Raw genomic sequence first — 22,426 nt, forward strand, 5'->3', positions numbered from 1 at the left:
GACGTCGGCGTGGCCGCCGCCTACGCCAAGACGCTCAGCTACTACGCCGCCAAGTCCGGCGACACCGCCGCGAAGACCACCGCCAAGGCACTCCTGGACGGCATGTGGAACAACTACCAGGACAGCCTCGGCGTCGCCGTCCCGGAGAACCGCGCGGACTACAACCGGTTCGACGACTCGGTGTACGTGCCGAGCGGGTGGACCGGGACCATGCCGAACGGGGACGCGATCAACTCCTCGTCCACGTTCGAGTCCATCCGGTCCTTCTACAAGAACGACCCGGCCTGGTCGAAGATCCAGGCGTATCTCGCGGGCGGCGCGGTGCCGTCGTTCACCTACCACCGGTTCTGGGCCCAGGCGGACATCGCCCTGGCCATGGGTTCGTACGCGGAGCTTCTCGAATAGCCCCCGCCGAGCACTCCGTGGGGAGACCGTTGTCGACTGCGGTCCGTTGTGGCTGGTCGCGCACACGCGGCGGAGCCGCACATGGATGCAGCCCCGCGCCCCTAAAAGCGCTACAGGCACCGTTTCTCCCCCGGAGCCGCTCGAAGGCTCCGCGTATAGGCCCCGCCACCTGACGGCGGGGCCGACCGGCCGGGCGGCCCCCTCCCGCACTGGGGGTCGCCCGGCGCTTCTCGCTGTCAACGGAAAGCGCTCCCCCCACTCCATGCGGAAAGGACTCCCCCGTGCGAAGAACCCGCATCCTCACGGCGGTGCTCGCGCTCGCGGCCGGGCTGCTCGCGGGCACCCCGCCCGTGGTGGCCGCCGGCAACACCTCCGAGGCTCCGCTCGCCGCCGACACGTACACCTGGAAGAACGCCCGAATCGACGGCGGCGGATTCGTGCCGGGCATCGTCTTCAACCGCAAGGAGAAGAACCTCGCCTACGCCCGCACGGACATCGGCGGCGCCTACCGCTGGCAGGAGTCCTCGAAGACCTGGACACCGCTGCTGGACTCGGTCGGCTGGGACGACTGGGGGCACACCGGGGTGGTCGGCCTGGCCTCAGACCCGGTGGACCCGGACAGGGTGTACGCGGCCGTCGGGACGTACACCAACAGCTGGGACCCGAAGAACGGCGCCGTCATGCGGTCGTCCGACCGGGGTGCGAGCTGGCAGAAGACCGTGCTGCCCTTCAAGCTCGGCGGCAACATGCCGGGGCGGGGCATGGGCGAGCGGCTCGCCGTCGACCCGAACAGGAACAGCGTGCTGTACCTGGGCGCGCCCAGCGGCAAGGGGCTGTGGCGTTCGACCGACTCGGGCGTCAGCTGGTCCCAGGTGACCGCCTTCCCCAACCCCGGCACGTACCAGCAGGATCCGAGCGACACCAGTGGCTACGCCAGCGACAACCAGGGCGTCGTGTGGGTCACCTTCGACGAGTCGACGGGGACGGCCGGGACGGCCACCCGGTCGATCTACGTCGGGGTCGCCGACCTCCAGAACTCGGTGTACCGGTCGACGGACGGCGGTGCGAGCTGGAGCAGGCTCGCCGGGCAGCCGACGGGGTACCTGGCGCACAAGGGCGTCCTGGACGCGGTGAACGGCTATCTGTACCTCACGTACAGCGACAAGGGCGGGCCCTACGACGGCGGGAAGGGCCAGGTGTGGCGGTACGCGACCGCGACCGGCACCTGGACGAACATCAGCCCGGTCGCGGAGGCGGACACCTCCTACGGCTTCAGCGGTCTGACGGTGGACCGGCAGAAACCCAGGACCGTCATGGCGACCGCCTACAGCGCCTGGTGGCCGGACACCCAGATCTTCCGCTCGACGGACAGCGGGGCGACCTGGACGAGGGCGTGGGACTACACGTCGTACCCCGACCGGGCGAACCGCTTCACGATGGACGTCTCCTCCTCCCCGTGGCTGACCTGGGGCGCGAACCCCTCGCCGCCCGAGCAGTCGCCCAAACTCGGCTGGATGACCGAGTCGTTGGAGATCGACCCGTTCAACTCCAACCGCATGATGTACGGCACGGGAGCGACCCTCTACGGCACGGAGAACCTCACGAACTGGGACTCCGGCGGCAAGTTCACCATCAGGCCGATGGTCCAGGGCCTGGAGGAGACGGCCGTCAACGACCTGGCGTCGCCGCCGGCCGGCGCCCCGCTGCTGAGCGCCCTCGGTGACCTCGGCGGTTTCCGGCACACGGATCTCACCAAGGTCCCGCCGATGATGTTCACCCAGCCGAACTTCACCACGACCACGAGCCTGGACTTCGCCGAGACCGACCCGAACACGGTGGTGCGGGTGGGGAACCTCGACTCCGGTCCGCACATCGGGTTCTCGACCGACAACGGGGCCAACTGGTTCGCGGGGACCGACCCTTCGGGGGTGAGCGGGGGCGGCACGGTGGCCGCCTCCTCCGACGGCAGCCGGTTCGTGTGGAGCCCGGACGGCACGGGAGTGCGGTACACGACGGGCTTCGGTACGTCATGGTCGGCGTCGAGCGGGATCCCCGCCGGGGCGATCGTGGAGTCGGACCGGGTGGACACGAGGACCTTCTACGGCTTCAAGTCCGGCACGTTCTACGTGAGTACGGACGGCGGCGCGACCTTCACGGCCTCGGCGGCGACCGGCCTGCCGAGCGGTGACAGCGTGCGCTTCAAGGCGCTGCCCGGGGTGAAGGGCGATGTGTGGCTGGCGGGCGGGGCCGCCGACGGGGCGTACGGCCTGTGGCACTCGACCGACTCCGGCGCGACCTGGACCAGGCTCTCCAACGTCGACCAGGCCGACACCGTCGGCTTCGGGAAGGCGGCGCCGGGGGCGTCGTACCAGACGCTCTACACCAGCGCGAAGATCGGCGGGGTCCGGGGCGTCTTCCGCTCCACGGACAAGGGCGCGAGCTGGACCCGCATCAACGACGACGCCCACCAGTGGGGTTGGACCGGCGCGGCCATCACGGGCGACCCCCGGGTGTACGGCCGCGTGTACGTGTCGACGAACGGCCGGGGTGTGATCTACGGCGACACCTCCGACACCGGCGGGGGCGGCCCCACGGATCCGACCGACCCGCCCCCGACGGGCGCCTGCGCGGTGACGTACAAGATCACCAACCAGTGGTCGGGCGGCTTCCAGGCCGACGTCCAGCTCACCAACACGGGGTCGAGTGCCTGGTCCGGCTGGACACTTGCCTGGACCTTCCCCAACGGCCAGACGGTCGGCCAGACCTGGAACGCCGAGACCACCCAGTCCGCCTCGACGGTCACGGCGAGGAACGTCGGCTGGAACGCCAACGTGGCGGCGGGGTCGTCCGTGGGCTTCGGCTTCACGGGAAACTGGTCGGGGACGAACGGGAAACCGACGGCGTTCCGGGTGGGCGACCGGAGCTGCACGGTGTCCTGAGGCGGCGGATGTTATAGGGACGTCAGCCGGCCTTTCGGAACGCCCGGACGCTGAACACCGGGTCCGCGCGCGGGAGTTCCTGGTCGGGCAGGGCCTCCAGCCGCTCGGCGAACCGTTCGGTGAGCGGGTCGCCGGGCGGCAGCTGGGTGAACCAGCCGCGTCGCAGGTCCGCGGCGGTGCGCCGGGGGCTGCGGCCCTGCCCCCGGCCCGGGAAACGGGCCTGCCCCGCCGGGTGCATCAGGTGGGCGGCTGCGTACGACTCCACGAGCGGTGCCGCGTCCGGGGCCGGGCGGCGCGGGCGCGGGGCGAGGACGGCGTCGACGTCGCTGCCGACGTCGTGGGCGGCGGCCTTGTCGACGGTGGTGACGTACACCCCGCCGGGTCTGAGCACCCGGGCGCACTCGGCGACCGCGGCCCGGACGTCCTCGGGCCGGTCGAGGAGGTGCAGCAGCCACACACTGGTCACCGCGTCGAACACCCCGTCGGCGAACGGCAGCGTGCGGCTGTCGGCGAGCACGACCGCGCCGGGCAGCCGTACGGCGGCCATGCGGGCCATGCCGCAGGTCAGGTCGGCGCCGGTGACCCGGGTCGCGGGCCGGGCGGCGGCGAGCCTGCGGGTGACGATCCCGGTGCCGCAGCCCACGTCGAGGAGGCGCCGGGTGCCGGACGGGACCAGACCGAGCACCGCGTCGGCGGCCGCGGCGGCCCTGGGCTCACCGCCGCGGGTGTCGTCGTAGGCGTGGGCCTCCTTGTCGTAGTCGAGCACGGGCTCACTGGGCTCCGTGACCGGCGGCGAGGGCGTCCACCCGTTGCGCGAGCTGGAAGTCCTTCTCGGTGAGGGCACCGCCCGCACTGTGCGTGTGCACGGCGAGCGCGACCGTGTTGTAGCCGAGCGTGAGGTCGGAGTGGTGGTCGAGCTCCTCCTGGACCTGGGCGATGTGCACGACCATCGCGGTCGCGGCGAAGTGGTCGCCGAGCCGGTACGAGCGGGTGAGGCGGCCGTCGTCGACGGACCAGCCCGGCAGTTCCGCGAGCCGGTCCTCGATCTCCTTCTGCGACAGGGGTTCGACGGGCATGGCCTCGCTCCTTCCTCGGGTCGGCTTTCTGTCCAGGCTGCCACAGGACGGGTGCCGCGGTCCTGGTCGGAGGGTTCCCCCGGGTGACAGGCGGACACCCATGCCGTCCCGGCGTGGTCGTCGGCCGCCGCGGCGATCACGGCTGGTCCCGCGGAGAGGGACCGGGGGCCAGGGCCCGGTCACCTGCTGACCCCCTCGACTACGGTCGTACCCATGACCACTGCCCCCTCCACCACGACCACCCCCTCCGACCAGGGAGTCGGCCCGCTGCTGCGTGCCTGGCGGGAGCAACGGCGCGTCAGCCAGCTGGAGTTGGCGCTGCGGGCGGACTCCAGCGCTCGGCACATCAGCTTCGTCGAGACGGGCCGCGCCCGGCCGAGCGAGGCGATGGTGCTGCGCCTCGCCGAGCATCTGGAGGTGCCGGTGCGGGAACGCAACGCGCTGCTGCTGGCCGCCGGTTACGCCCCGCGCTTCCCCGAGACCCCGCTGGACGACCCGGCCCTGGACGCCGTGCGCGAGGGGATCGAGCGGCTGATCCAGGGCTACGAGCCCTACCCTGCCCTGGTGTTCGACGCCTCGTACCACGTCGTGGCCGCGAACCGCGGGATCATGATGCTCCTCGACGGCGTCCCCGAGTCGCTGCTGCGGCCACCGCTCAACACCATGCGGCTCACCCTGCACCCAGAGGGTCTCGCCCCGCGCATCCTCAATCTGCGGCAGTGGCGCGGGCATCTGCTGGAACAGATGCGGCGCCAGATCGCTCTGCGCCGCTCGGAGCACCTGCGTGAGCTGTACGAGGAAGTGGCGGCCTATCCGGTGCCGGACCCGCAGGAGGACACCGGCGCCGAACAGGACGAGACCGTCCCCTACTTCGCGCTGCCGATGCGGATCGAGCACGAGGGCAGGACGCTGTCGTTCATCTCCTCCACGGCCACCTTCAACACCCCCATGGACGTGACCGTCGCCGAGCTGGCCATCGAGACGTTCCTCCCGGCCGACCCGGCGACGGTCAAGTACCTGCACGCGCTGCGGCCCTGAACGGGTCCCGGGCCGGAGTGCGCGGGAGGGAGGAGGTGAGGAGCAAAGCGAGCGTGACCGGTGAGGGGGACACCGGGACATGACACACTGCACGCGAGCTTCGACGCGTAGGGGAGGCGTGGCGTGAGTGAGCGGCGACCTGCGCCGACCGTGGGCCAGGTGGTGCTCGGCAGGCGGTTGCAGGAACTGCGGGAGGCGGCCTGCCTCAAGCGCGAGGAGGCGGCCCAGGTCCTGCGGGTGGCCCCCGCGACCGTGCGGCGGATGGAAATGGCCGAGGTCGCCCTGAAGATCCCGTACGTCCAGGTGCTCCTGGAGACCTACGGGGTTCCCGCGGGACAGGTCGAGGACTTCGTCCGGCTGGCCGAGGAGGCCAACAAGCCCGGCTGGTGGCAGCGCTTCCACGACGTGCTGCCCGAGTGGTTCAGCCTCTACGTGAGCCTGGAGGGCGCGGCCGCGATCATCCGCTCCTACGAACCGCACTTCGTGCCGGGTCTGCTCCAGACCGAGGACTACGCGCGGGCCGTCATGGAGGCCGGGACGATCGGGCAGTCCGGGACGGAGGCGATCGAGCGGCACGTGTCGCTGCGGATGGCCCGCCAGCGGCTCCTCGACCGCCCGAACCCGCCCCACCTGTGGGCGATCATGGACGAGACGGTGCTGCGCCGCCCGGTGAGCATCCGCTCCGAGGTGATGCGCGAACAGCTGGACAGACTGCTGGAGTTCGCCGAGCGCGACCGGGTCACGCTCCAGGTGTGCGAGTTCGAGGAGGGCCCGCACCCGGGGACGTACGCGCCCTTCTCGCTGTTCCGTTTCTCCGAACCGGAGCTGCCCGACATGGTCTTCACGGAGTATCTGACCGGCGCGCTGTACCTCGACTCCCGCCAGGAGGTCGCCACGCACCTGGAGGTCCTCGACCACATGTCGGCGCGGGCCGCGTCGGCCGAGCGGACGAAGAAGCTGCTGCGGGAGCGCCGCGCGGACTTCTGAGCACAGGCATGCTGACGAACCCGACGAAGGGGAGAAGACACCGAATGACCGGATCCGACGCGCCCAGGATCGACACCAGCCGCCCGCACCCGGCCCGGGTGTACGACTGGTGGCTGGGCGGCAAGGACAACTACCCGGTGGACGAGGAACTGGCCCGCCGGATCCTCGCCGTGGACGGCACGGTGGTGCGTGGGGCGCGGGCCAACCGCCGGTTCATGCAGCGGGCGGTGCGGACGGTCGCCGAGGCCGGGATCCGCCAGTTCCTGGACATCGGGACGGGTATCCCCACCGAGCCCAACCTGCATCAGGTGGCCCAGGAGGTCGCGCCGTCGTCGAGGGTCGTGTACGCGGACAACGACCCCATCGTCCTGCGGCACGCGCAGGCGCTCCTGCACAGCACCCCCGAGGGGTCCACGAACTACGTCCACGCGGATGTCCGCGATCCGGACACCATCCTGCGGCCGGCGGCCGAGACCCTGGACTTCTCGCAGCCGATCGCCCTGTCCCTGGTCGCGCTGACCCACTATCTGGGTGACGAGGCGTACGGCCTCCTCGCGCGGTACGTCGACGCGCTCGCCCCGGGCAGTTTCCTGATCCTCTCGCAGGTCACGCCCGATCTCAGCCCCCAGGCCATCGAGAAGGCCGCCGAGCAGTTCCGTCGCAGCGGCACGCCGTTCTTCCCTCGCTCGCTGGCCGAGTTCTCCCGTTTCTTCGACGGCCTGGAGCTGCTCGGGCCCGGTGTCATCCCGGTGTCGGGCTGGCGGCCGGGTCCGGAGGACGTGGCGGCCCAGGCGGAGGGCATCGTGCCGGTGTACGCGGGGGTCGCGCAGAAGGCCTGACCCGTACGGGTGCGGATACCGGGTGCGCTCCCGCACCCCGCCCTAGGTTCGAAGGACCCGTGGGCCGGCGAGGAGGGATCGCGCGTGACGGACACCTGGATACCACCGCGGACGCGGCACGTCCCTGCCGAGCTGCGCGGGGAGATGCCTCGACCGCGCGGACGGGCCCCGACCGGCTCGGAAGGCCCGAGGTGCAGACAGCTGCCGTCCGTGTCGGTGGAGGGTCTCCACGCGCCGCGCCCACGGCGGACCACCGACCACGCCCAGGAGGCGGCCCCGATGCCCTCGGATGCGGTGTTGTACCAGGCGGCGGCGCTCTGCCTGACGTATCCCGACGACGACTTCCGCGCCCGGCTGCCGCTGTTGCGGGAAGCGGCCCCGCAGCTGCGGGAGTTCGTCGACCACGCGGCCGTGACGTCCGCGCAGGAACTGGCGGCGCACTACGGCCAGGTCTTCGGCTCCGGGAACCGGCACAGCCTGTATCTGAGCCGGTGGCAGGGCGGGGGCAGCCGGAAGCGGTTCCAGGAGGTGTTCCGGGCGGCCGGGCTGGAGTTGACCGGTGAGCAGGTGCCGGACTTCCTGCCCGCGGTGCTGGAGTTCACGGCCCGGACCGGGGACACGGGCCTTCTCACCGGACACCGGGAGGGCCTGGAGCGACTGCGCTCCAGGCTCACCACCGTCGGCACCCCGTACGCGTCGGTCCTGGACGCCGTGTGCGCCGCACTCCCGACGAGGGTGCGCTAGGTCCCCGGGTCCTCAGGCGGCCCCGCCCCTGCGGTCGTTGGCGTCTCCCTCGCTCCTGTCGTCGTCCACGATCTCCGCGTCGACGACGCCCTCCTCGTCCTGGGGCGGTGACGACGGCTCGTCCTGGGGCGGCTGTTGCGGGGTGGCCTGGGCCTGGGCGTACATGGCCTGGCCCATCTTCTGGCTGACGGAGGCGAGTTTCTCCACGCCGTCGCGGAGGGGGGCGGTGTCGGCGTTCTCCTCCAGGAGGCGTTTGAGGTCCGCCACCGCCGACTCGACCTCCCCCTTCGTGTCGGCGGGCACCTTGTCGTCGTTCTCCCGGACGAACTTCTCGGTCTGGTAGACGAGTTGCTCGGCCTGGTTGCGGGTCTCGGCGGCCTCGCGGCGGCGGTGGTCCTCCTCGGCGTACTGCTCGGCCTCGCGCATCATGCGGTCGATGTCGTCCTTGGGGAGCGCCGATCCGCCCGTCACCGTCATCTTCTGCTCGCGCCCGGTGGCCAGGTCCTTCGCCGAGACGTGCATGATCCCGTTCGCGTCGATGTCGAAGGCGACCTCGATCTGCGGAACGCCCCGGGGCGCGGGCGGCAGACCGGTGAGGTCGAAGACGCCGAGCTTCTTGTTGTACGCGGCGATCTCCCGCTCCCCCTGGTAGACCTGGATCCCCACCGAGGGCTGGTTGTCGGTCGCGGTGGTGAAGATCTCCGAACGCCGGGTGGGGATCGTGGTGTTGCGCTCGATGAGCTTCGTCATGATGCCGCCCTTGGTCTCGATCCCCAGGGACAGCGGGGTGACGTCGAGCAGCAGCACGTCCTTCACGTCGCCGCGGATGACGCCCGCCTGGAGGGCCGCGCCGACCGCCACGACCTCGTCCGGGTTGACGCCCTTGTGCGGCTCCTTGCCGGTGAGTTCCTTGACCAGGTCGGTCACCGCGGGCATCCGGGTCGAGCCGCCGACGAGGATCACGTGGTCAATCGCGCCCACCTTGATGCCGGCGTCCTTGACCGCCTGGTGGAAGGGCGTCTTGCAGCGGTCGAGCAGGTCGGCGGTGAGCTCCTGGAACTGGGCGCGGGTCAGCTTCTCGTCGAGGTGCAGGGGGCCCTCGGCGGAGGCGGTGATGTAGGGCAGGTTGATCGTGGTCTCGGAGGACGACGACAGTTCGATCTTCGCCTTCTCGGCGCCTTCGCGGAGTCGTTGCAGTGCCATCTTGTCGTTGCCGAGGTCGACGCCGTACTGCCCCTTGAAGCGCTTGACCAGGTGCTCCACGATCCGGTGGTCCCAGTCGTCGCCGCCGAGGCGGGTGTCGCCGTTGGTCGCCTTGACCTCGATGACGCCGTCGCCGATCTCCAGGAGGGACACGTCGAAGGTGCCGCCGCCGAGGTCGAAGACCAGGACCGTCTGTTCCTCGCCCCGGTCCAGGCCGTAGGCCAGCGCAGCCGCCGTGGGCTCGTTGATGATCCTGAGGACCTTCAGGCCCGCGATCTCGCCGGCCTCCTTGGTGGCCTGGCGCTGGGTGTCGTCGAAGTAGGCGGGGACGGTGATCACCGCGTCGGTGACGTCCTCGCCGAGATAGGACTCGGCGTCCCGCTTCAGCTTCTGGAGGACCCGCGCGGACAGTTCCTGGGCCCGGTACCGGGTGCCGTCGATCGAGCCCTGGTCGGGGAAGCGCCAGTTCCCGTCGCCCATGTGCCGTTTCACGGAGCGCGCGGTGCGCTCGACGTTGGTGACGGCCTGCCGTTTGGCGACCTCGCCCACCAGTACCTCGCCGTTCTTGGCGAAGGCCACGACCGACGGTGTGGTCCTGGCCCCCTCCGCGTTGGCGACGACCGTGGACTCGCCGCCCTCCAGCACGGCCACCACCGAGTTCGTGGTCCCCAGATCGATCCCGACCGCCCGTCCCATCGCCGTCCCCTTCCGCCAGGAGTTCCGCCCAGGAGTTCCGCTTCGCCAGGAGTTCCGCTTGCGCCAGGAGTCCCGTCAGGGAGCCTTCCCGCACTCCAGCACAAAACTTGAGCGCGTACTTGTCAATGGCGCGCAGGTCCCCGCTCAGGGGAACGAGTACCCCGCGACCGGGGAGCCGGCACCGGCGCGGACCCGTTCACCTGCGGGGCGGCCAGGAAGGAGCCGGAGCGTCGGCTGACCCGCCTGAGCAGCACGTACCCGATCACGGCGAGGGCGATGAAGGGCAGCCAGGCCAGCAGATAGGCCGGGAGGTAGTGGGCGTCGAAGATGGAGCGCCGGTTGTCCACGGTGGAGGCGTTGGCCCCGAAGAACCCGAGCAGCAGCGTCGGCGGCAGCGCGATACCCGTGGCCACCGCGGCGAGCGCCGAGACCGTACGGTCCCTGCGGTCGTCGCGCTCCGCGAGCTGGGCGTCCAGGGCCGCGGAACGGGCGCTGATCACCGAGGTCAGGCGCTCGACCATACGGGCCGAGTTGTCAAGGCCGGCGGGGATGCCTAGGGCGTCCCGCAGCGAGGACTGGAAGGCCTGCATGACCATCTCCGGGATCAGCAGTCCGTCGACGTACGCCTCGACCCCGAAGGCGAGGTCCAGCTGGAGTTCGTTGACCCCGTCGGAGAGCCGGGAGATCAGCCTGCGGATCTCGTACGGCGACTCGGCCGCGGCCCGTTCGTTGGCGCGCATGGTCTCGAAGGCGGCCAGCCGGGTGCGCTGGAGGACGGCGAGTGCGGAGACCATGCCGACGGCGACCAGGGTCAGCCCGTTCTCCACGTGCTCGGCCCAGCCGGCGTGCACGGAGACCCCGCGGCCGTGCGCGGACAGGGTGCGGCCGTTCCGCCTGAGGTGGGGCGGCCCGGACGTGGAGGGCCGGCCGCGGTACACGATCTCGTGGAGCAGGCCGGTCAGCCGGATCTCGTCGGGGTCCAGCAGGTCGCGTTTCAACTCGCCGCCGGGAAAGACCAGTTGGTGGACGTTCTGGCCGAAGGCGAGCGGTTCGCCGGGGGTGAGCCGTCCGTTGAGCGAGTCGAGGAGGCTGTCGGCGCCGAGGGTGATCCGGTCCCGGTGGAAACAGGTGTCGGCGAGCCAGGCCGCGAGGGCCTCGGGCGGTGTCTGCCCGGCGAATCCGCAGTCCAGGGCCAGGGTGACGTCCCCACGCGGGGTGGCGACGACGGCGATCTGGAGGGAGGCGAGGTCGAGGCCGCGGTCGCCGTGCGGCAGCCCGAGTTCCGCGGGCGGCACGTCCTCGACGAGCACCGGCACGGGCAGCACGGCCTCGCTGGACGTCAGGTGCAGCGCGAAGCGGCCGAAGTCGAAGGTGTCGACGAGGCTGCCCGGTGAGAGGTGTCGGGGCTCCAGCCGTCCGGTCAGGCTGAACAGCGCCACGACACGGGTCAGTTCACGGGTGCCGGAGTCGAGTGCCGCCGTACCGCCGGCCGTTCCCGGAATCATCGCGCTTCCTTTCACACCACCGGTCCGGTCCCGGACCGGACTTCGCGCAGACCGCCCCGGACGAGCGGCCTGCGCGAAAGGGTTCAGGCCAGCTTCGCATCCAGGGTGATCGGTACGGCCTTCAGGGCCTGGCTGACCGGGCAGTTGGCCTTGGCGTCGGCCGCGGCGGCGGCGAAGCCCTCCTCGTCGAGGCCCGGCACGGTGCCCTCGACGGTGAGGTGGATGCCGGTGATGCCCTCGCCCGGCTGGAAGCTGACGTCGGCCGAGGTGACGAGCTTGGTGGGCGGGGTGCCCGCGCCGCTCAGGGCGTGCGACAGCGCCATCGAGAAGCAGCTGGAGTGCGCGGCGGCGATCAGCTCCTCGGGGCTGGTCTTGCCGTTGGCGTCCTGGGAGCGCGAGGCCCACGTGACCGGCTGTGCCGCGATGGCACCGGAGGAGTCGAAGTCGACGACACCGCTCCCCTCGAGGAGGTTGCCTTCCCAGACGGTGTGTGCGGAGCGCGTGGTAGCCACGATCAGTCCTTTCCTGTGGTCCCGCTGACGGGGGTGCGGGACCCATCCGATCACACTACGGCTCAGCTCACCCGGAAGACCGGCCCACGTGCGGTGAACGGCAGCCGGGCGCCCTGCGGGATCAGGTAGGCGTGCTCGCGCCGGACCCGCAGGACGTCGCACCAGCCGTCGGTGATCACCAGCACGGGCGCGCCCGCGGGGAAGTCGTCGGCGCGGTGCAGCAGGTCGATGCCGGGCTGGAGGACGGTGCCGCCGCGGCCGTGCACCCGGACCCGCTGGGCGATCTCGGTCACGGGCAGATAGCCGGCGTCGTGCGGGGCCGCGTCGCAGAACACGACCCGCGCGGCCGGTACGTCCCGGGCCCCGGCGTAGGAGGCGATCGCGCCGAGCGCCTTGCCGAGCAGGGTGCGGCTCATCGAGCCGGAGGTGTCCAGGACGACGCCGAAGGTGCAGCGGGCGATCTCCTCGGGCGGGAAGTACCGTCCGGCGCGCGGGATGCCGGGGGTGGCGGACTGGCGGCGCGAGGGACGGGCGTAGGACCGCTGGGGCTGTGGGCTCGGCACGAACTCGTCGAACCAGCGGGCGAGTTGCGCGTCCCAGGGCAGCGGTGGGTGGCTGAGCGCGCGGATCTCCTCGACGAGTCCGCCGGGCAGGAAGCCGCGCTCCTGCTGCTGGTGCAGGTCCAGGCCGCGAGCGAGGCCGCGGCGGTAGAACTCGTCGAGGTCGACGTAGTCGCGGGGCGAGCCGAGGGGGCCGCCCAGGATGTCGCCGACGCCCTTGCCGCGCAGGGTGGCCAGCCGGCGCATGCGGCGCAGGTCGCCGGCGATGCGGTCGTAGACCTCTTCGGAGGACAGTCCGGCCAGCTGCGGGTCGTGGAGCAGGCCCTCGGGCATGGTGCCGATCCGCATCTCGTTCAGCCAGCCGTTGATGACGTAGTCGCAGGCGATGTTGAAGAGGTAGGGGTCGCGGGTGCCGCAGCGGTCGCCGTGGCGCAGGGCGGCGTGCAGCATCTCGTGGGCGAGGATGAACCGCCATTCCTCGTCGTCGAAGCGGCGCAGCGGGTTGACGTAGATCTCGGCGGCCTCGGTGTTGACGGCGGCGATCGCGATGCCGTGGGCGCGGGCGAGTTCGGCGTCCGCGACCAGTTCGATGCCGGCCGCGATGCCGCCGAGCAGCGGGTATGAGGTGATGAACCAGCTCAGGGCCCGCTCCCAGGGGCGACGGGGCGGGCGTTCGCCGGTCAGGGAGTCCCGGCGGCCGCCGGCCATGTCCATGGCCGCCGAGACGGTCCGGGTGAGCGCGGTGGCGAAGGCCAGCTGGTGGTCGGGGGGCGGGACGGAGTAGCCGTACCACGGCATGAGCACCTGGTCGGGGCGGTCGTGGGCGGTGCCGCAGCGCTCGTACACGGCGGGCAGTCCGTCGCGCCGCCAGCGCGCGGCGAGCCGCTCCTCGTCGCCGTCGGGGTAGGAGGCGGGAAGGTCCTCGGGGGTCTCGCCCACGGGGAAGCCGAGCAGGAAGCGGTTGACGACGACACAGCGGGCGGCGAGTTCGAACCGGTCCGGCTGGACGCGTGGGCCCTTCGCAGCTGGGACGTGCCCGAAGCCGAGGTGGAGGACGGCGTGGGCGAGGGCCCAGGCCCAGGCGACCGGCTCGGCCAGCCGGTGCGGGTTGACGTGCAGTTCACCGTGCGAGTCGACGGCCACGAGCCCGTCCCGGGGCGCGTACTCGCACTTCTCGTCTCGGCAGATGTCGATGTCGACGGCCGCGAGCGCCGGGTTGGCCTTCAGCAGCCGCATCCCCTCGGCGAAGGCCTCGGCTGCGAGGTCCCGCTTCTTCTTGGCGGGCTGCTGCTTCACCGCCGCGCCTCCACCAGCCGGGGCATGTCCCGGGCGGCCTCGACGAGGAACCAGGAGGGCAGTACGGGATTTCCGTCCTCGTCGGAGGCGATGACGGTCTGGGCCACCTCGACGGAGATCTCGGCGAGTTGGACGAGCAGCGACTTGGCGCGGTAGGCGGTCTGCCGGCCGGCGGCCGACATGTGCTCCTTTCCGGCCGGGAGTTCCTTGATGAGACGGCCGCGGAAGGACTCGGCGAGGTAGTAGAGCAGGTCCCGGTCCTCCAGGCGGTTCGGCCAGCGGGCCTCTCCCTTGATGACGGCCTCGATGCCGAACCGGCTGCGCACGATCTTGACGTAGCCGCAGAACGCGGTGGCGTGCCGGGGCGTGAGCGTGCCGTGGGCGAGGACCTTGAGGGTCTCCTCGTCGAGGTCCCGGCCGAAGGAGTGCAGCGCGTCGGAGAGCATGTGCCAGGAGCGGGGCGTGGAGAAGGGCTCCTCGGTCTTGGGCGGCTTGGACCACAGGTGGTCGGGCCGGTCGGTGAGGTGGTCGAGGATCCAGGGGTGGATGCCGTGCTCGCCTGCCCACACCAGCCAGTCCTTCGCGGAGGCCTCCAGGTGGACATGGGTGAGGCGGTTGACGAGGGCGGAGGCGATGGGGCGGGCCAGCGCGTTGTCCGTGGCCCGGTTGCCGGCGCCGATGACGATGGAGCCCTCGGGGAGTTCGTAGTCCCCGATCCGGCGGTCCAGGATCAGCGAGTAGAACGCCTTCTGCACATCCGGGGTGGCCGCGTTCAGCTCGTCCAGGAACAGGCAGTACGGCTCGTCGCGCGCGATGGACTCCGGCGGGCAGAACACCGAGCGGCCGTCCCGGATCTGCGGCACCCCGATCAGGTCCTCGGGAGCGAGCTGCGTACCGATGAGGCTCACGCACTCCAGCCCCAGCGAGGCGGCGAACTCCCGGACGAGGGAGGACTTCCCGATGCCGGGGGCGCCCCAGACGAAGACGGGCCGCACGGTGGCGAGGCCGAGAAGGAGTTCGGGGATACGGGAGGGCGTGACGGTGACGGCAGCCTGCAAAGCGGTGGCTCCAGGGAGTGTTCGAGAAAGGGGCAACTCGAACAGTGTCTGCCTCAGGCAAAACACGCGCAGCTGATTTTCCAGGGGTGCCTGCACCCACCCAGGGGCGCGGGGCTGTATCGATGTGCGGCTCCGCCGCGTGGGCGCGACCAGCCCCCACCGGCCCGCAGCCGAACGACTACGCGGCCTTCTCCTCTGGCGCAGTCACCGGCACTTGAGGACCCCCCGCTTCATCGAGCCAGCCACGCAGCACCCGGTGGACCTGCTCCGCCCCGGCGAGTCCCTCCGGCGGCGCCGACAAGGCGAGCGGCGACAACAGGAACGGCTTGGCCTGCGCGCCCCCCAGCCCCCCGTGGGACCCGATCTGCTCCTCGAAGGCCAGCACCTCGCCCTCGGCGGGGTCGTACCAGGAGTTGACCATGATGTCGGCGGTGTGCGGGAAGGAGTGCGTACGGCGCACCGCCTCGACCGCGCCGGGCCCGAAGTCGGCCAACGGCCCCGGGTTCTCGTCGAGTCGGTCCAGCGGTATCTCGGTGCCGAAGGGTCCGAGGACCACCCCGCCGTGCTCCTCGCTGCGCACCAGGAGGAACCCGATGCCGGGGTGGTTGGCGAGTGTGGTCAGCAGGGCCGGGTGCCGTGCGTCGATCTCCTCCTTGGTCATCCGGTGGGGCACCTCGGGGAAGGACACCAGTCCGAGGTTGCCCGAGGCCAGGACGACCGGCTCGGAGTCCCGCGCGGGCCGGTACTGCTCGCGGCTCTCCTTGCCCGGCCTGCGGAGCGCGGCCCGGACGGCGGCGCGGGCCTCGGCCCCGCTGTGGGTGCGCTCGGCCTTGCGCGGCACGGGCAGTCCGCAGCCGGCCCGGACCAGGTCGGCGAGGGTCAGGCCGTAGCGGGTGCGGAAGGTCTCGCCCGGGCTCTGGCCGTGGTCGGAGAGGAGCACGATGCGGTAGCGGCGCGGGGCGTGCTCGGCGGCGTTCTCGATCAGGGCGAGCGAGCGGTCGAGACGCTGGAGGACCTTGCCGGCGTCCCGGCTCATGGGTCCGGAGTGGTGGGCGACCTCGTCGTAGGCCACGAGGTCGGCGTAGATCGCGGTGTGCCCGGCGAGCATGTCGCCCATGACGGCGGCGACCACGACGTCCCGTTCCACGACGGTCGCGAAGGCCCGCACGAGCGGGTACAGGCCTCCGCGGCTCACGCGCGGGCGCTCCTTGCGGGCGCGGGCGAGGACGGACTGGCCGATCTCGCGGCCGACCTCGGCGAAGAAGGACAGAGCCGTGCGGACCGCGTTGGCGGGGTCGGAGAAGTAGGCGAAGTAGCCCGCCCGGGAGCGGGTCTCACGGCTGCGGCGGCGGGTGGCGATGGACAGGACGAGGGCCTGCTCCTCGGCACCGCCCGAGAAGAGGTTGCCGCGGCTGGCGCCGTCCACGGCGAGCAGTCCGCCGTGTCCGGCCCGCTCCACGGCCCGGCGCTGGAGCTCGACGGCGCTGGTGGGCCGGTTGCAGACCATCACCTCGCCGCGGTCCTTCTCGTACCAGCGGAAGGCGGGGACGTCGTGGTTGCTGCCGTGCAGGATGCCGAGCTGGCTGGCGCCGGTCTGGCTGGACCAGTCGGTGCGCCAGGAGGTGAGCCGGTGGGTGGGGCGCTCCAGCCAGCGGGCGACGGTGGGCATCAGGCCCTTGCCGACGGCGGCGAGCAGGACGTCGTGCCCGACGCCGTCGAGCTGGAGGAAGAGGGTGCCGGGGGTGGCGGTGCCGGGCGGGTGGCTTCTTCGGCGGCGGTCGGCGAGCCGGTAGAGCCGGCGCCGGTAGGCGTCGTCGTCGCGTACCGCGAGCGCGCCGCCGGTCGCGGAGGCCACGGCCGACATCACGGCGGCCACCACCACGGCCGTCTCCGGGGCCACCTCGCCCCGCCCGGACGGGTTGATCCGCAGGGCGAGCAGCAGCAGGGAGCCGTTGAGCACGAAGACCAGCAGCCCGAGGACGAGGGTGGGCACGAGCAGGAAGAGCCGCACGAGCAGCGGCCACACCACGGCCGACAGCAGGCCGAAGGCGCCCGCGCCGAACGCGGCCGTCACGGCGATCCGGGTGGCGCTGTCCCCGTCGGGGGACTGGATCTGGAAGTCCGGCAGGATACCGGCCAGCACAAGCATGGTGAGCGTGGAGACCGCCCATACCGTGACGCTCCGCCCGACCTGACTGGCCACCCGCCGCCAACGCCCCGCCACCACGCCCCGTACACCTCACGTCCTGGCCCGTCGTCGGTGCGGGCGCTGGGACCAGCGTGTCACACGGGTCGGACAGTCACCGCCCGTCGTATCCCGCGGTCGGCATCGACAGCCTGCGGTGCACCCGGGCCTTCATCTGGGCGTCGTAGCGGGGCTCGGCGAAGCCCACCGTCTCCACCCGCACCCCACGCCGGGCGCACTCGGCGGCGAACTCCTCCACCGACGACAGGGCGCTCTCCAGGACCCGGCGGCTGGGTGCCACGAACAGGTCGCTGCCCGCCCGCACCCCGTCCCACAGCACGCAGTGGTCGGCTCTGAGCCCCCGCACCAGCAGTTCCCGCCGCACGGTGTACCCGCGTTCGGCGGCCCAGCGCGCGCACATCGCGTGCTGGCTGCGGGAGTCCACCAGGAAGGGATCGGCGTCCAGCTCTTCCAACGGCGTCAGACTCGCGATCGCCGTGACACGGACCGATCCCATGGTGTCCCCCTCACCTCCGGGTTTCGCCGCCGACCCTACTCCAGCCCGTAGGCTTCGGGGAGTCGCGCGGAGGAGGCAAAGAGGTGCCGGTGGAGATCACCTGGTGGGGTCACGCGACCTGCACGGTCACGGATGCGGACGTACGTGTGCTCACCGACCCCCTGTTCGCACGCCGGCTCGCCCATCTGCGTCGGCGCCGCGGAGCGGTACCGCCCCCGGACGCCTGGCAGGCGGAGGTCGCGCTCGTCTCCCATCTGCACGCCGACCACCTGCACGTTCCCTCGCTGGCCCGGCTCTCGCCGGGCACGCGCCTGCTCGTGCCCCGGGGCGCACCACGCCAGGTGCCGGGGCTGCGCCGGCTCACCCACCTGCGGGTGGACGAGGTGGCGCCCGGGGACGAACGCCGAGTGGGCGACCTCCTGATACGCGCGGTTCCCGCCCTGCACGACGGGCGGCGCCTGCCGGTCGGCCCGCACCGCTCCCCCGCGCTCGGTTACGTCGTCGAGGGCTCGGCACGGACGTACTTCGCCGGGGACACCGGGCTGTTCGACGACATGGCCAAGGAGGTCGGCCCGGTCGACGTGGCACTGCTGCCGGTCGGCGGGTGGGGGCCGTACCTCGGGGAGGGGCATCTCGACGCGGGGCGCGCGGCCCGGGCGCTGGCGCAGCTCTCGCCGCGCAGTGCGGTGCCGGTGCACTACGGGACGTACTGGCCGATCGGGATGGACGCGGTGCGGCCGCACGAATTCCACGCGCCGGGCGCCGAGTTCGTGCGGTGGGCGGCCGAGTTCGCGCCGGAGGTGGACGTGCACCGGCTGGAACACGGGGAGAGTGTGCGCTTGGAGGTCGCGCGGTGACGTGGCTCGCAGCCGCCTCCACGGGGGCGACGCCGGGGGCGGCGGGGCAGGCGATCGGCTATCCGACGCTGTTCCTGCTGGTGTTTCTGGGGGCGCTGGTGCCCGTGGTGCCGACGGGGGCGCTGGTGAGTTCGGCCGCGGTGGTGGCCTTTCACCGGACGGAGCCGCTGAGCCTGGCGCTGGTGTTCGTCACCGCTTCGCTCGCGGCGTTTCTCGGGGACATCGCGCTGTACTGGCTGGGGCGGCGCGGGATGAAGTCGAAGAACGGGTCGCGGTGGCTGGAGGCGATCCGGTCCCGGGCGCCGGAGGACCGGCTCGCGCAGGCGCAGGGGAAGCTGGCGGATCACGGGGTGGCTGTGCTGGTGCTGTCCCGACTGGTGCCGGCGGGGCGGCTTCCGGTGATGCTGGCCTGTCTCATGGCGGAGTGGCCGTTGCGGCGGTTCGCGCGGGGGAATCTGCCGGCGTGTCTGGCGTGGGCGGTGACGTATCAGTTGATCGGGATTCTCGGGGGTTCGTTGTTCGAGGAGCCTTGGGAGGGTGTGCTGGCGGCGGTGGTGCTGACTGTGGCGATCAGTGCGGCGCCTACAGTTTGGAAACGGGTTCGGCCTGCCAAGTGAGGTTTCGTCGCGGAGTGCCGGTGCGTGGGGGCTTGTCGCGCAGTTCCCCGCGCCCCTAGGGAGATCCACTCGCCCCTTGCTATGACAGGACCCTGGAACCTCCCACTGGCAGGTCCCACAGGTTCTCGCGGTCGAGGCCTGCTTTCTCCCATGCTGCCCGGACCCTCGTCAGTGGCTCCAGTACCGGTTCCGCCGAGAGTACGAACGTGGCCCAGTGCATAGGGGCCATGCGCTGCGCGCCCAGGTCCTGGGCCGCCCGGACCGCCTCCTCCGGGTCGCAGTGGACGTCGCTGAGCCACCAGCGGGGGTCGTATGCGCCGATGGGGAGAAGGGCGAGGTCGATGCCGGGGTAGCGGTCGCCGATGCGGGAGAACCAGTGGCCGTAGCCCGTGTCGCCCGCGAAGTAGACGCGCTGTCCGTCCTGCGCGGTGAGGACCCAGCCGCCCCACAGCGTGCGGCAGGTGTCGGTCAGGGAGCGCTTGGACCAGTGGTGGGCGGGGACGAAGTCGAAGCGGACGCCCTGGAGTTCGGCCGCCTCCCACCAGTCCAGCTCGGTGACCGCGGTGAAGCGGCGGCGGTGGAACCAGCGGGCGAGACCGGCCGGGACGAAGACCGGGGTGTCGCGCGGCAGGCGGCGCAGGGTCGGGGCGTCGAGGTGGTCGTAGTGGTTGTGGCTGATGACGACGGCGTCGACGCGGGGCAGCGCGTGCCAGTCGATGCCGACCGGGGTGACCCGGGCCGGGGTGCCGAGGATACGGCGGGACCAGACCGGGTCGGTGAGGACCGTCAGCCCGCCGATGCGGACCACCCAACTGGCGTGTCCCGCCCAGGAGACGGCGACCGTGCAGGCGTCGACGGCGGGCAGCGGGCCGGGTGCGTAGGGCAGCTTCGGGATGTCGGCGAGGCCGTCGGGTCCGGGGCGTACGGCGCCCTCGCGGGCGAAGCGGGCCATGGCCTTGAGGCCGGGCAGCGGGGCGGTCAGACGGTCGTGGAAGGACCGCGGCCACACTCTGCGCTCCCCCAGCGGCCGGGGTTCGGCGAGCGGCGGGGTGGCGGGCGCGACGGAGGACGGGGCCGGGGGTTCGTCGGCCACCCGGGTGCTGGTGGTCGACTCGGACTGCTGCGTCATCGAGGAGGCTCCCATCGCTGAGCGTCGTCGCGGAGGTCGTCGAAGACCGACTTCAAGGTCATCAACTTGCGTTGCACGTGTGGCAGTTCCAACGGGGCGGGTGACGTGAGGCATTCCGCGCGTTCCTCGTCGGAGTCGCCGAGCAGCGGGCCGGTGGCCAGCCGTACGCGCAGGGCGCCGAGCTCGTCGCCGAAGCGGTGGCCGCCGGGCGCGGGCATGCCCAGCCGGGTGGTGAGGAGGTCCTCCAGGTCCTGCGCGTCGCCGACGCCCTGGGCGGTGAGGGCGGGGCGCAGCGGGCCGAGGTCGACGTAGAGGTGGCGGCCGGCCCGCGGGGGCAGCGAGAGGGCGCCGGCACCGACGACGGCCGTGTGCGCGGCGGCGGCCACGCGCGCGTGGAGCTGCACGACGGCCGCGCGGTGGGCGGTGACCGTCCCGGGCTCGGTGAGGGCGTGGGCCGCGGCCGCGGCGACCGGGGCGGCGACGCGGGCGCCCAGGGCGGTCAGGACGTCCAGCACGCGCGCGCGGAGGCCGTCCCCGCTGCCGTTCGCCGGGAAGCGGGCGATCGCGGCCGGCCAGCCGGTGGGCAGCAGAGCCCCGGCCAGGTCGGTGACGACGGTGACCCGGTCGGGCAGCATGTCGGCGGGGCTGAGCGGGACCGTCTCGTGCGGGGCGTGCACGGTGTCGCGCCAGGTCTCGTCGCTGACCAGGTGCAGGCCCTCGCCCGCGGCGGCCTCGACGGTCTCGTGGAGCACCTCGGGCGGGGCGACGGTGGCGGTGGGGTCGTCGGCGACGGACAGCACCAGCAGCCGCGGGTCTCCGCCCTCGGCACGCACCCGGCGCACGGTCTCCAGGAGGGCGTAGGGGTCCGGGACACCGCCGCACTCGGCCGGTGTCGCCACGTGGAAGACGGGTCTGCCCAGCAGGCGCGCGTACGGCGCCCACCAGGCGGCGCAGGGCCGGGGCACCAGGACGTCACCGCCGAGCACCGCGGTCAGGGCGAGCAGGAGGGCGGGGGCACCGGGGGCGGCGGCCATGTGGTCGGGCCGGGCGAGCAGGCCGCGCCGGGCGGTGTAGTCGCAGGCGGCCTCCAGGAGCGGGGTGCCGCCGCCGACCGGTTCGGCGCGGGGGCGGGTGGCCGCGGCGGCGAGGACGGCGGTGAGCTCGGGCAGTACGGGCAGGCCGTCGTCGGGGAGCGGGGGGCCGTAGCGGACGGGGCCGTGGTCCTTCGGGTCGGTCCGCATGGTCACCTCCGTCAGCCGCTCCGCGGTGGCTCGTCGGGTCCGCCGTCTCGTTCTGCCCCGCCTGTCGCGTCTGTCGCGCTCCTCGCGATCTGAGTACCCACGGGGCCGAGGGGCCATGGCCACCCGTGCGGGTTGCGCCCGTCACACCGGCCTGACGTTTCGGCCGGGGCCTGCCCGAACCGTGGGGCCGGTCAGGCGTCTCTCGTCGGGACCTTGCGGCGCAGCCGGTACACCGCGCCGGCGCCGGCGCCCGTGATCAGCAGTCCGCCCGCGACCAGGGCGGGCACGCTGTCGGTGAAGCTGCCGCCGTCGCCGGCCCGGACCGGGCGCTGGATGACGGCGGCGGCGCAGGCGTCGGTGCGCGGCTCGGTGTGCTGCGTGGTGTACGGCTCCACGCTCGGCTCGGCGCAGGGGCGGTGGCTGCCGCTGTCGGTGGCGGTACCCGTGCCGGTGCCGCGGGTGACGGTGAACGTGGCGCTCCATGCCTTGCCGGGCGCGCGGTCGGCGGTGGGGCAGGTGCCGTCGACGGTCCACGCGGAGTCCGGTCCGACACCGCCGGCACCCTCCTGGAGCTCCTGGTCGGCGGAGACCTGCGCGGTGCCGCTGTAGGCGGGGCCGGTGACCGCGTCCTCGTTGCCGGGGACCAGTTGCAGCCGTACGGTCTCCGTCTCGAAGGCCTCGGAGGTGGCGTCGAGGGTGGCGGGGGGCGTACCGGTGCCGGGGTCGCAGGACACGGACACCGTGACGCTGCCGCCCGGCTGGACACTGCTGGGGCTGACCTCTGCGGACGGATCCGCGAAGGCGCTGGGCGCGGTGCCGCCCAGGGCGATCCCGAGCGCGGGAAGGACGACGGACAGGGCCCGGAGACGGGCGGTGCGGCGCATGGGGCGGACTCCTTCGGCCGACGGCTGCGGGGCCCGTCGTCGGGCGTCGGGGATACGACGACTGGACCGGGGCACGACGGTCGCACCCACAGCCATCACAGCCCGCCCTCCCCGGTCCCGCGCGCGGCCGGAGTCCAT

Annotated in this window: 20 protein-coding genes; 8 read left to right on the plus strand and 12 right to left on the minus strand. The window is 72.4% G+C overall.

From position 1 onward, the window contains the following. Positions 1-405: glycoside hydrolase family 48 protein (locus H295_RS42495; RefSeq protein WP_043216834.1), on the plus strand; the 405-nt coding region annotated here is incomplete at its 5' end. Positions 406-686: 281 nt separating this feature from the next. Continuing rightward, a complete protein-coding gene (locus H295_RS0100010; RefSeq protein WP_020133282.1) occupies positions 687-3,344 on the plus strand; it encodes a cellulose binding domain-containing protein in 2,658 nt (885 codons plus the stop codon). Positions 3,345-3,366: 22 nt separating this feature from the next. Here H295_RS0100010 and H295_RS0100015 read toward each other — a convergent pair whose 3' ends face one another. Next, complete coding sequence (locus H295_RS0100015; protein ID WP_020133283.1) at positions 3,367-4,110, minus strand: class I SAM-dependent methyltransferase; 744 nt, start codon at positions 4,108-4,110, stop codon at positions 3,367-3,369. Positions 4,111-4,114: 4 nt separating this feature from the next. Beyond that, entirely contained in the window at positions 4,115-4,420 is a 306-nt protein-coding gene (locus H295_RS0100020; RefSeq protein WP_020133284.1) for a 4a-hydroxytetrahydrobiopterin dehydratase, read from the minus strand. A 213-nt stretch (positions 4,421-4,633) separates the two neighbouring features. On the opposite strand from H295_RS0100020, the gene H295_RS0100025 reads away from it, so the two are divergent. The 4 genes from H295_RS0100025 to H295_RS0100040 all read left to right on the plus strand — a co-directional run bounded on the left by H295_RS0100025 (position 4,634) and on the right by H295_RS0100040 (position 8,028). Continuing rightward, complete coding sequence (locus H295_RS0100025; RefSeq protein ID WP_020133285.1) at positions 4,634-5,458, plus strand: helix-turn-helix domain-containing protein; 825 nt, start codon at positions 4,634-4,636, stop codon at positions 5,456-5,458. A gap of 123 nt (positions 5,459-5,581) precedes the next feature. Continuing rightward, a complete protein-coding gene (locus tag H295_RS0100030) occupies positions 5,582-6,445 on the plus strand; it encodes a helix-turn-helix domain-containing protein (RefSeq protein ID WP_028808888.1) in 864 nt (287 codons plus the stop codon). Between the two features lie 44 nt (positions 6,446-6,489). Then, positions 6,490-7,284 carry an SAM-dependent methyltransferase gene (locus tag H295_RS0100035; protein WP_020133287.1) on the plus strand — a complete coding sequence of 265 codons (795 nt, stop codon included), beginning with the start codon at positions 6,490-6,492 and terminating at the stop codon, positions 7,282-7,284. A gap of 279 nt (positions 7,285-7,563) precedes the next feature. After that, positions 7,564-8,028, plus strand: a complete 465-nt coding sequence (locus H295_RS0100040; protein ID WP_020133288.1) for a nitrate reductase molybdenum cofactor assembly chaperone — start codon at positions 7,564-7,566, stop codon at positions 8,026-8,028. A gap of 12 nt (positions 8,029-8,040) precedes the next feature. On the opposite strand, the gene dnaK is transcribed toward H295_RS0100040, so the two are convergent. The 7 genes from dnaK to H295_RS0100075 form a co-directional block, all read right to left on the minus strand. Further along, a complete protein-coding gene (gene dnaK, locus H295_RS0100045) occupies positions 8,041-9,927 on the minus strand; it encodes a molecular chaperone DnaK (RefSeq protein ID WP_020133289.1) in 1,887 nt (628 codons plus the stop codon). A gap of 122 nt (positions 9,928-10,049) precedes the next feature. Beyond that, complete coding sequence (locus H295_RS0100050; RefSeq protein WP_020133290.1) at positions 10,050-11,432, minus strand: hypothetical protein; 1,383 nt, start codon at positions 11,430-11,432, stop codon at positions 10,050-10,052. 83 nt (positions 11,433-11,515) lie between these two features. Beyond that, on the minus strand, positions 11,516-11,944 hold the full coding sequence (locus H295_RS0100055; protein ID WP_020133291.1) for an OsmC family peroxiredoxin: 429 nt from the start codon (positions 11,942-11,944) through the stop codon (positions 11,516-11,518). A 62-nt stretch (positions 11,945-12,006) separates the two neighbouring features. Continuing rightward, positions 12,007-13,740 (minus strand): DUF2201 family putative metallopeptidase, encoded by a 1,734-nt coding sequence (locus H295_RS0100060; protein ID WP_078616542.1) that lies wholly within the window; start codon positions 13,738-13,740, stop codon positions 12,007-12,009. A 56-nt stretch (positions 13,741-13,796) separates the two neighbouring features. Continuing rightward, positions 13,797-14,858: an ATP-binding protein gene (locus H295_RS0100065; protein ID WP_020133293.1), complete on the minus strand. Its 1,062-nt coding sequence runs from the start codon at positions 14,856-14,858 to the stop codon at positions 13,797-13,799. A 178-nt stretch (positions 14,859-15,036) separates the two neighbouring features. Then, positions 15,037-17,085 (minus strand): phage holin family protein, encoded by a 2,049-nt coding sequence (locus H295_RS0100070; RefSeq protein ID WP_106960730.1) that lies wholly within the window; start codon positions 17,083-17,085, stop codon positions 15,037-15,039. A gap of 73 nt (positions 17,086-17,158) precedes the next feature. Next, positions 17,159-17,560 (minus strand): hypothetical protein, encoded by a 402-nt coding sequence (locus H295_RS0100075; protein WP_020133295.1) that lies wholly within the window; start codon positions 17,558-17,560, stop codon positions 17,159-17,161. An 83-nt stretch (positions 17,561-17,643) separates the two neighbouring features. Between H295_RS0100075 and H295_RS0100080 the strand changes: the two genes are divergently transcribed. Then, positions 17,644-18,417, plus strand: coding sequence for an MBL fold metallo-hydrolase (locus H295_RS0100080; protein ID WP_020133296.1), 774 nt, complete (start codon positions 17,644-17,646; stop codon positions 18,415-18,417). Beyond that, the gene (locus tag H295_RS0100085; protein WP_020133297.1) at positions 18,414-19,034 is read left to right on the plus strand and encodes a DedA family protein; all 621 of its coding nucleotides are present in this window, start codon (positions 18,414-18,416) and stop codon (positions 19,032-19,034) included. The genes H295_RS0100080 and H295_RS0100085 overlap by 4 nt, the downstream gene beginning before the upstream one ends. A 79-nt stretch (positions 19,035-19,113) precedes the next feature. On the opposite strand, the gene H295_RS0100090 is transcribed toward H295_RS0100085, so the two are convergent. The 3 genes from H295_RS0100090 to H295_RS0100100 all read right to left on the minus strand — a co-directional run bounded on the left by H295_RS0100090 (position 19,114) and on the right by H295_RS0100100 (position 22,288). Beyond that, complete coding sequence (locus H295_RS0100090) at positions 19,114-20,163, minus strand: MBL fold metallo-hydrolase (protein WP_020133298.1); 1,050 nt, start codon at positions 20,161-20,163, stop codon at positions 19,114-19,116. Continuing rightward, entirely contained in the window at positions 20,160-21,404 is a 1,245-nt protein-coding gene (locus H295_RS0100095) for an aminotransferase class I/II-fold pyridoxal phosphate-dependent enzyme (RefSeq protein WP_020133299.1), read from the minus strand. The genes H295_RS0100090 and H295_RS0100095 overlap by 4 nt, the downstream gene beginning before the upstream one ends. A gap of 191 nt (positions 21,405-21,595) precedes the next feature. After that, on the minus strand, positions 21,596-22,288 hold the full coding sequence (locus H295_RS0100100; RefSeq protein WP_020133300.1) for a hypothetical protein: 693 nt from the start codon (positions 22,286-22,288) through the stop codon (positions 21,596-21,598). Positions 22,289-22,426: the final 138 nt, after the last annotated feature.

Origin of the sequence: Streptomyces sp. 351MFTsu5.1 (assembly GCF_000383655.1) — a bacterium.
Taxonomy (GTDB): Bacteria; Actinomycetota; Actinomycetes; order Streptomycetales; family Streptomycetaceae; genus Streptomyces; species Streptomyces griseorubiginosus.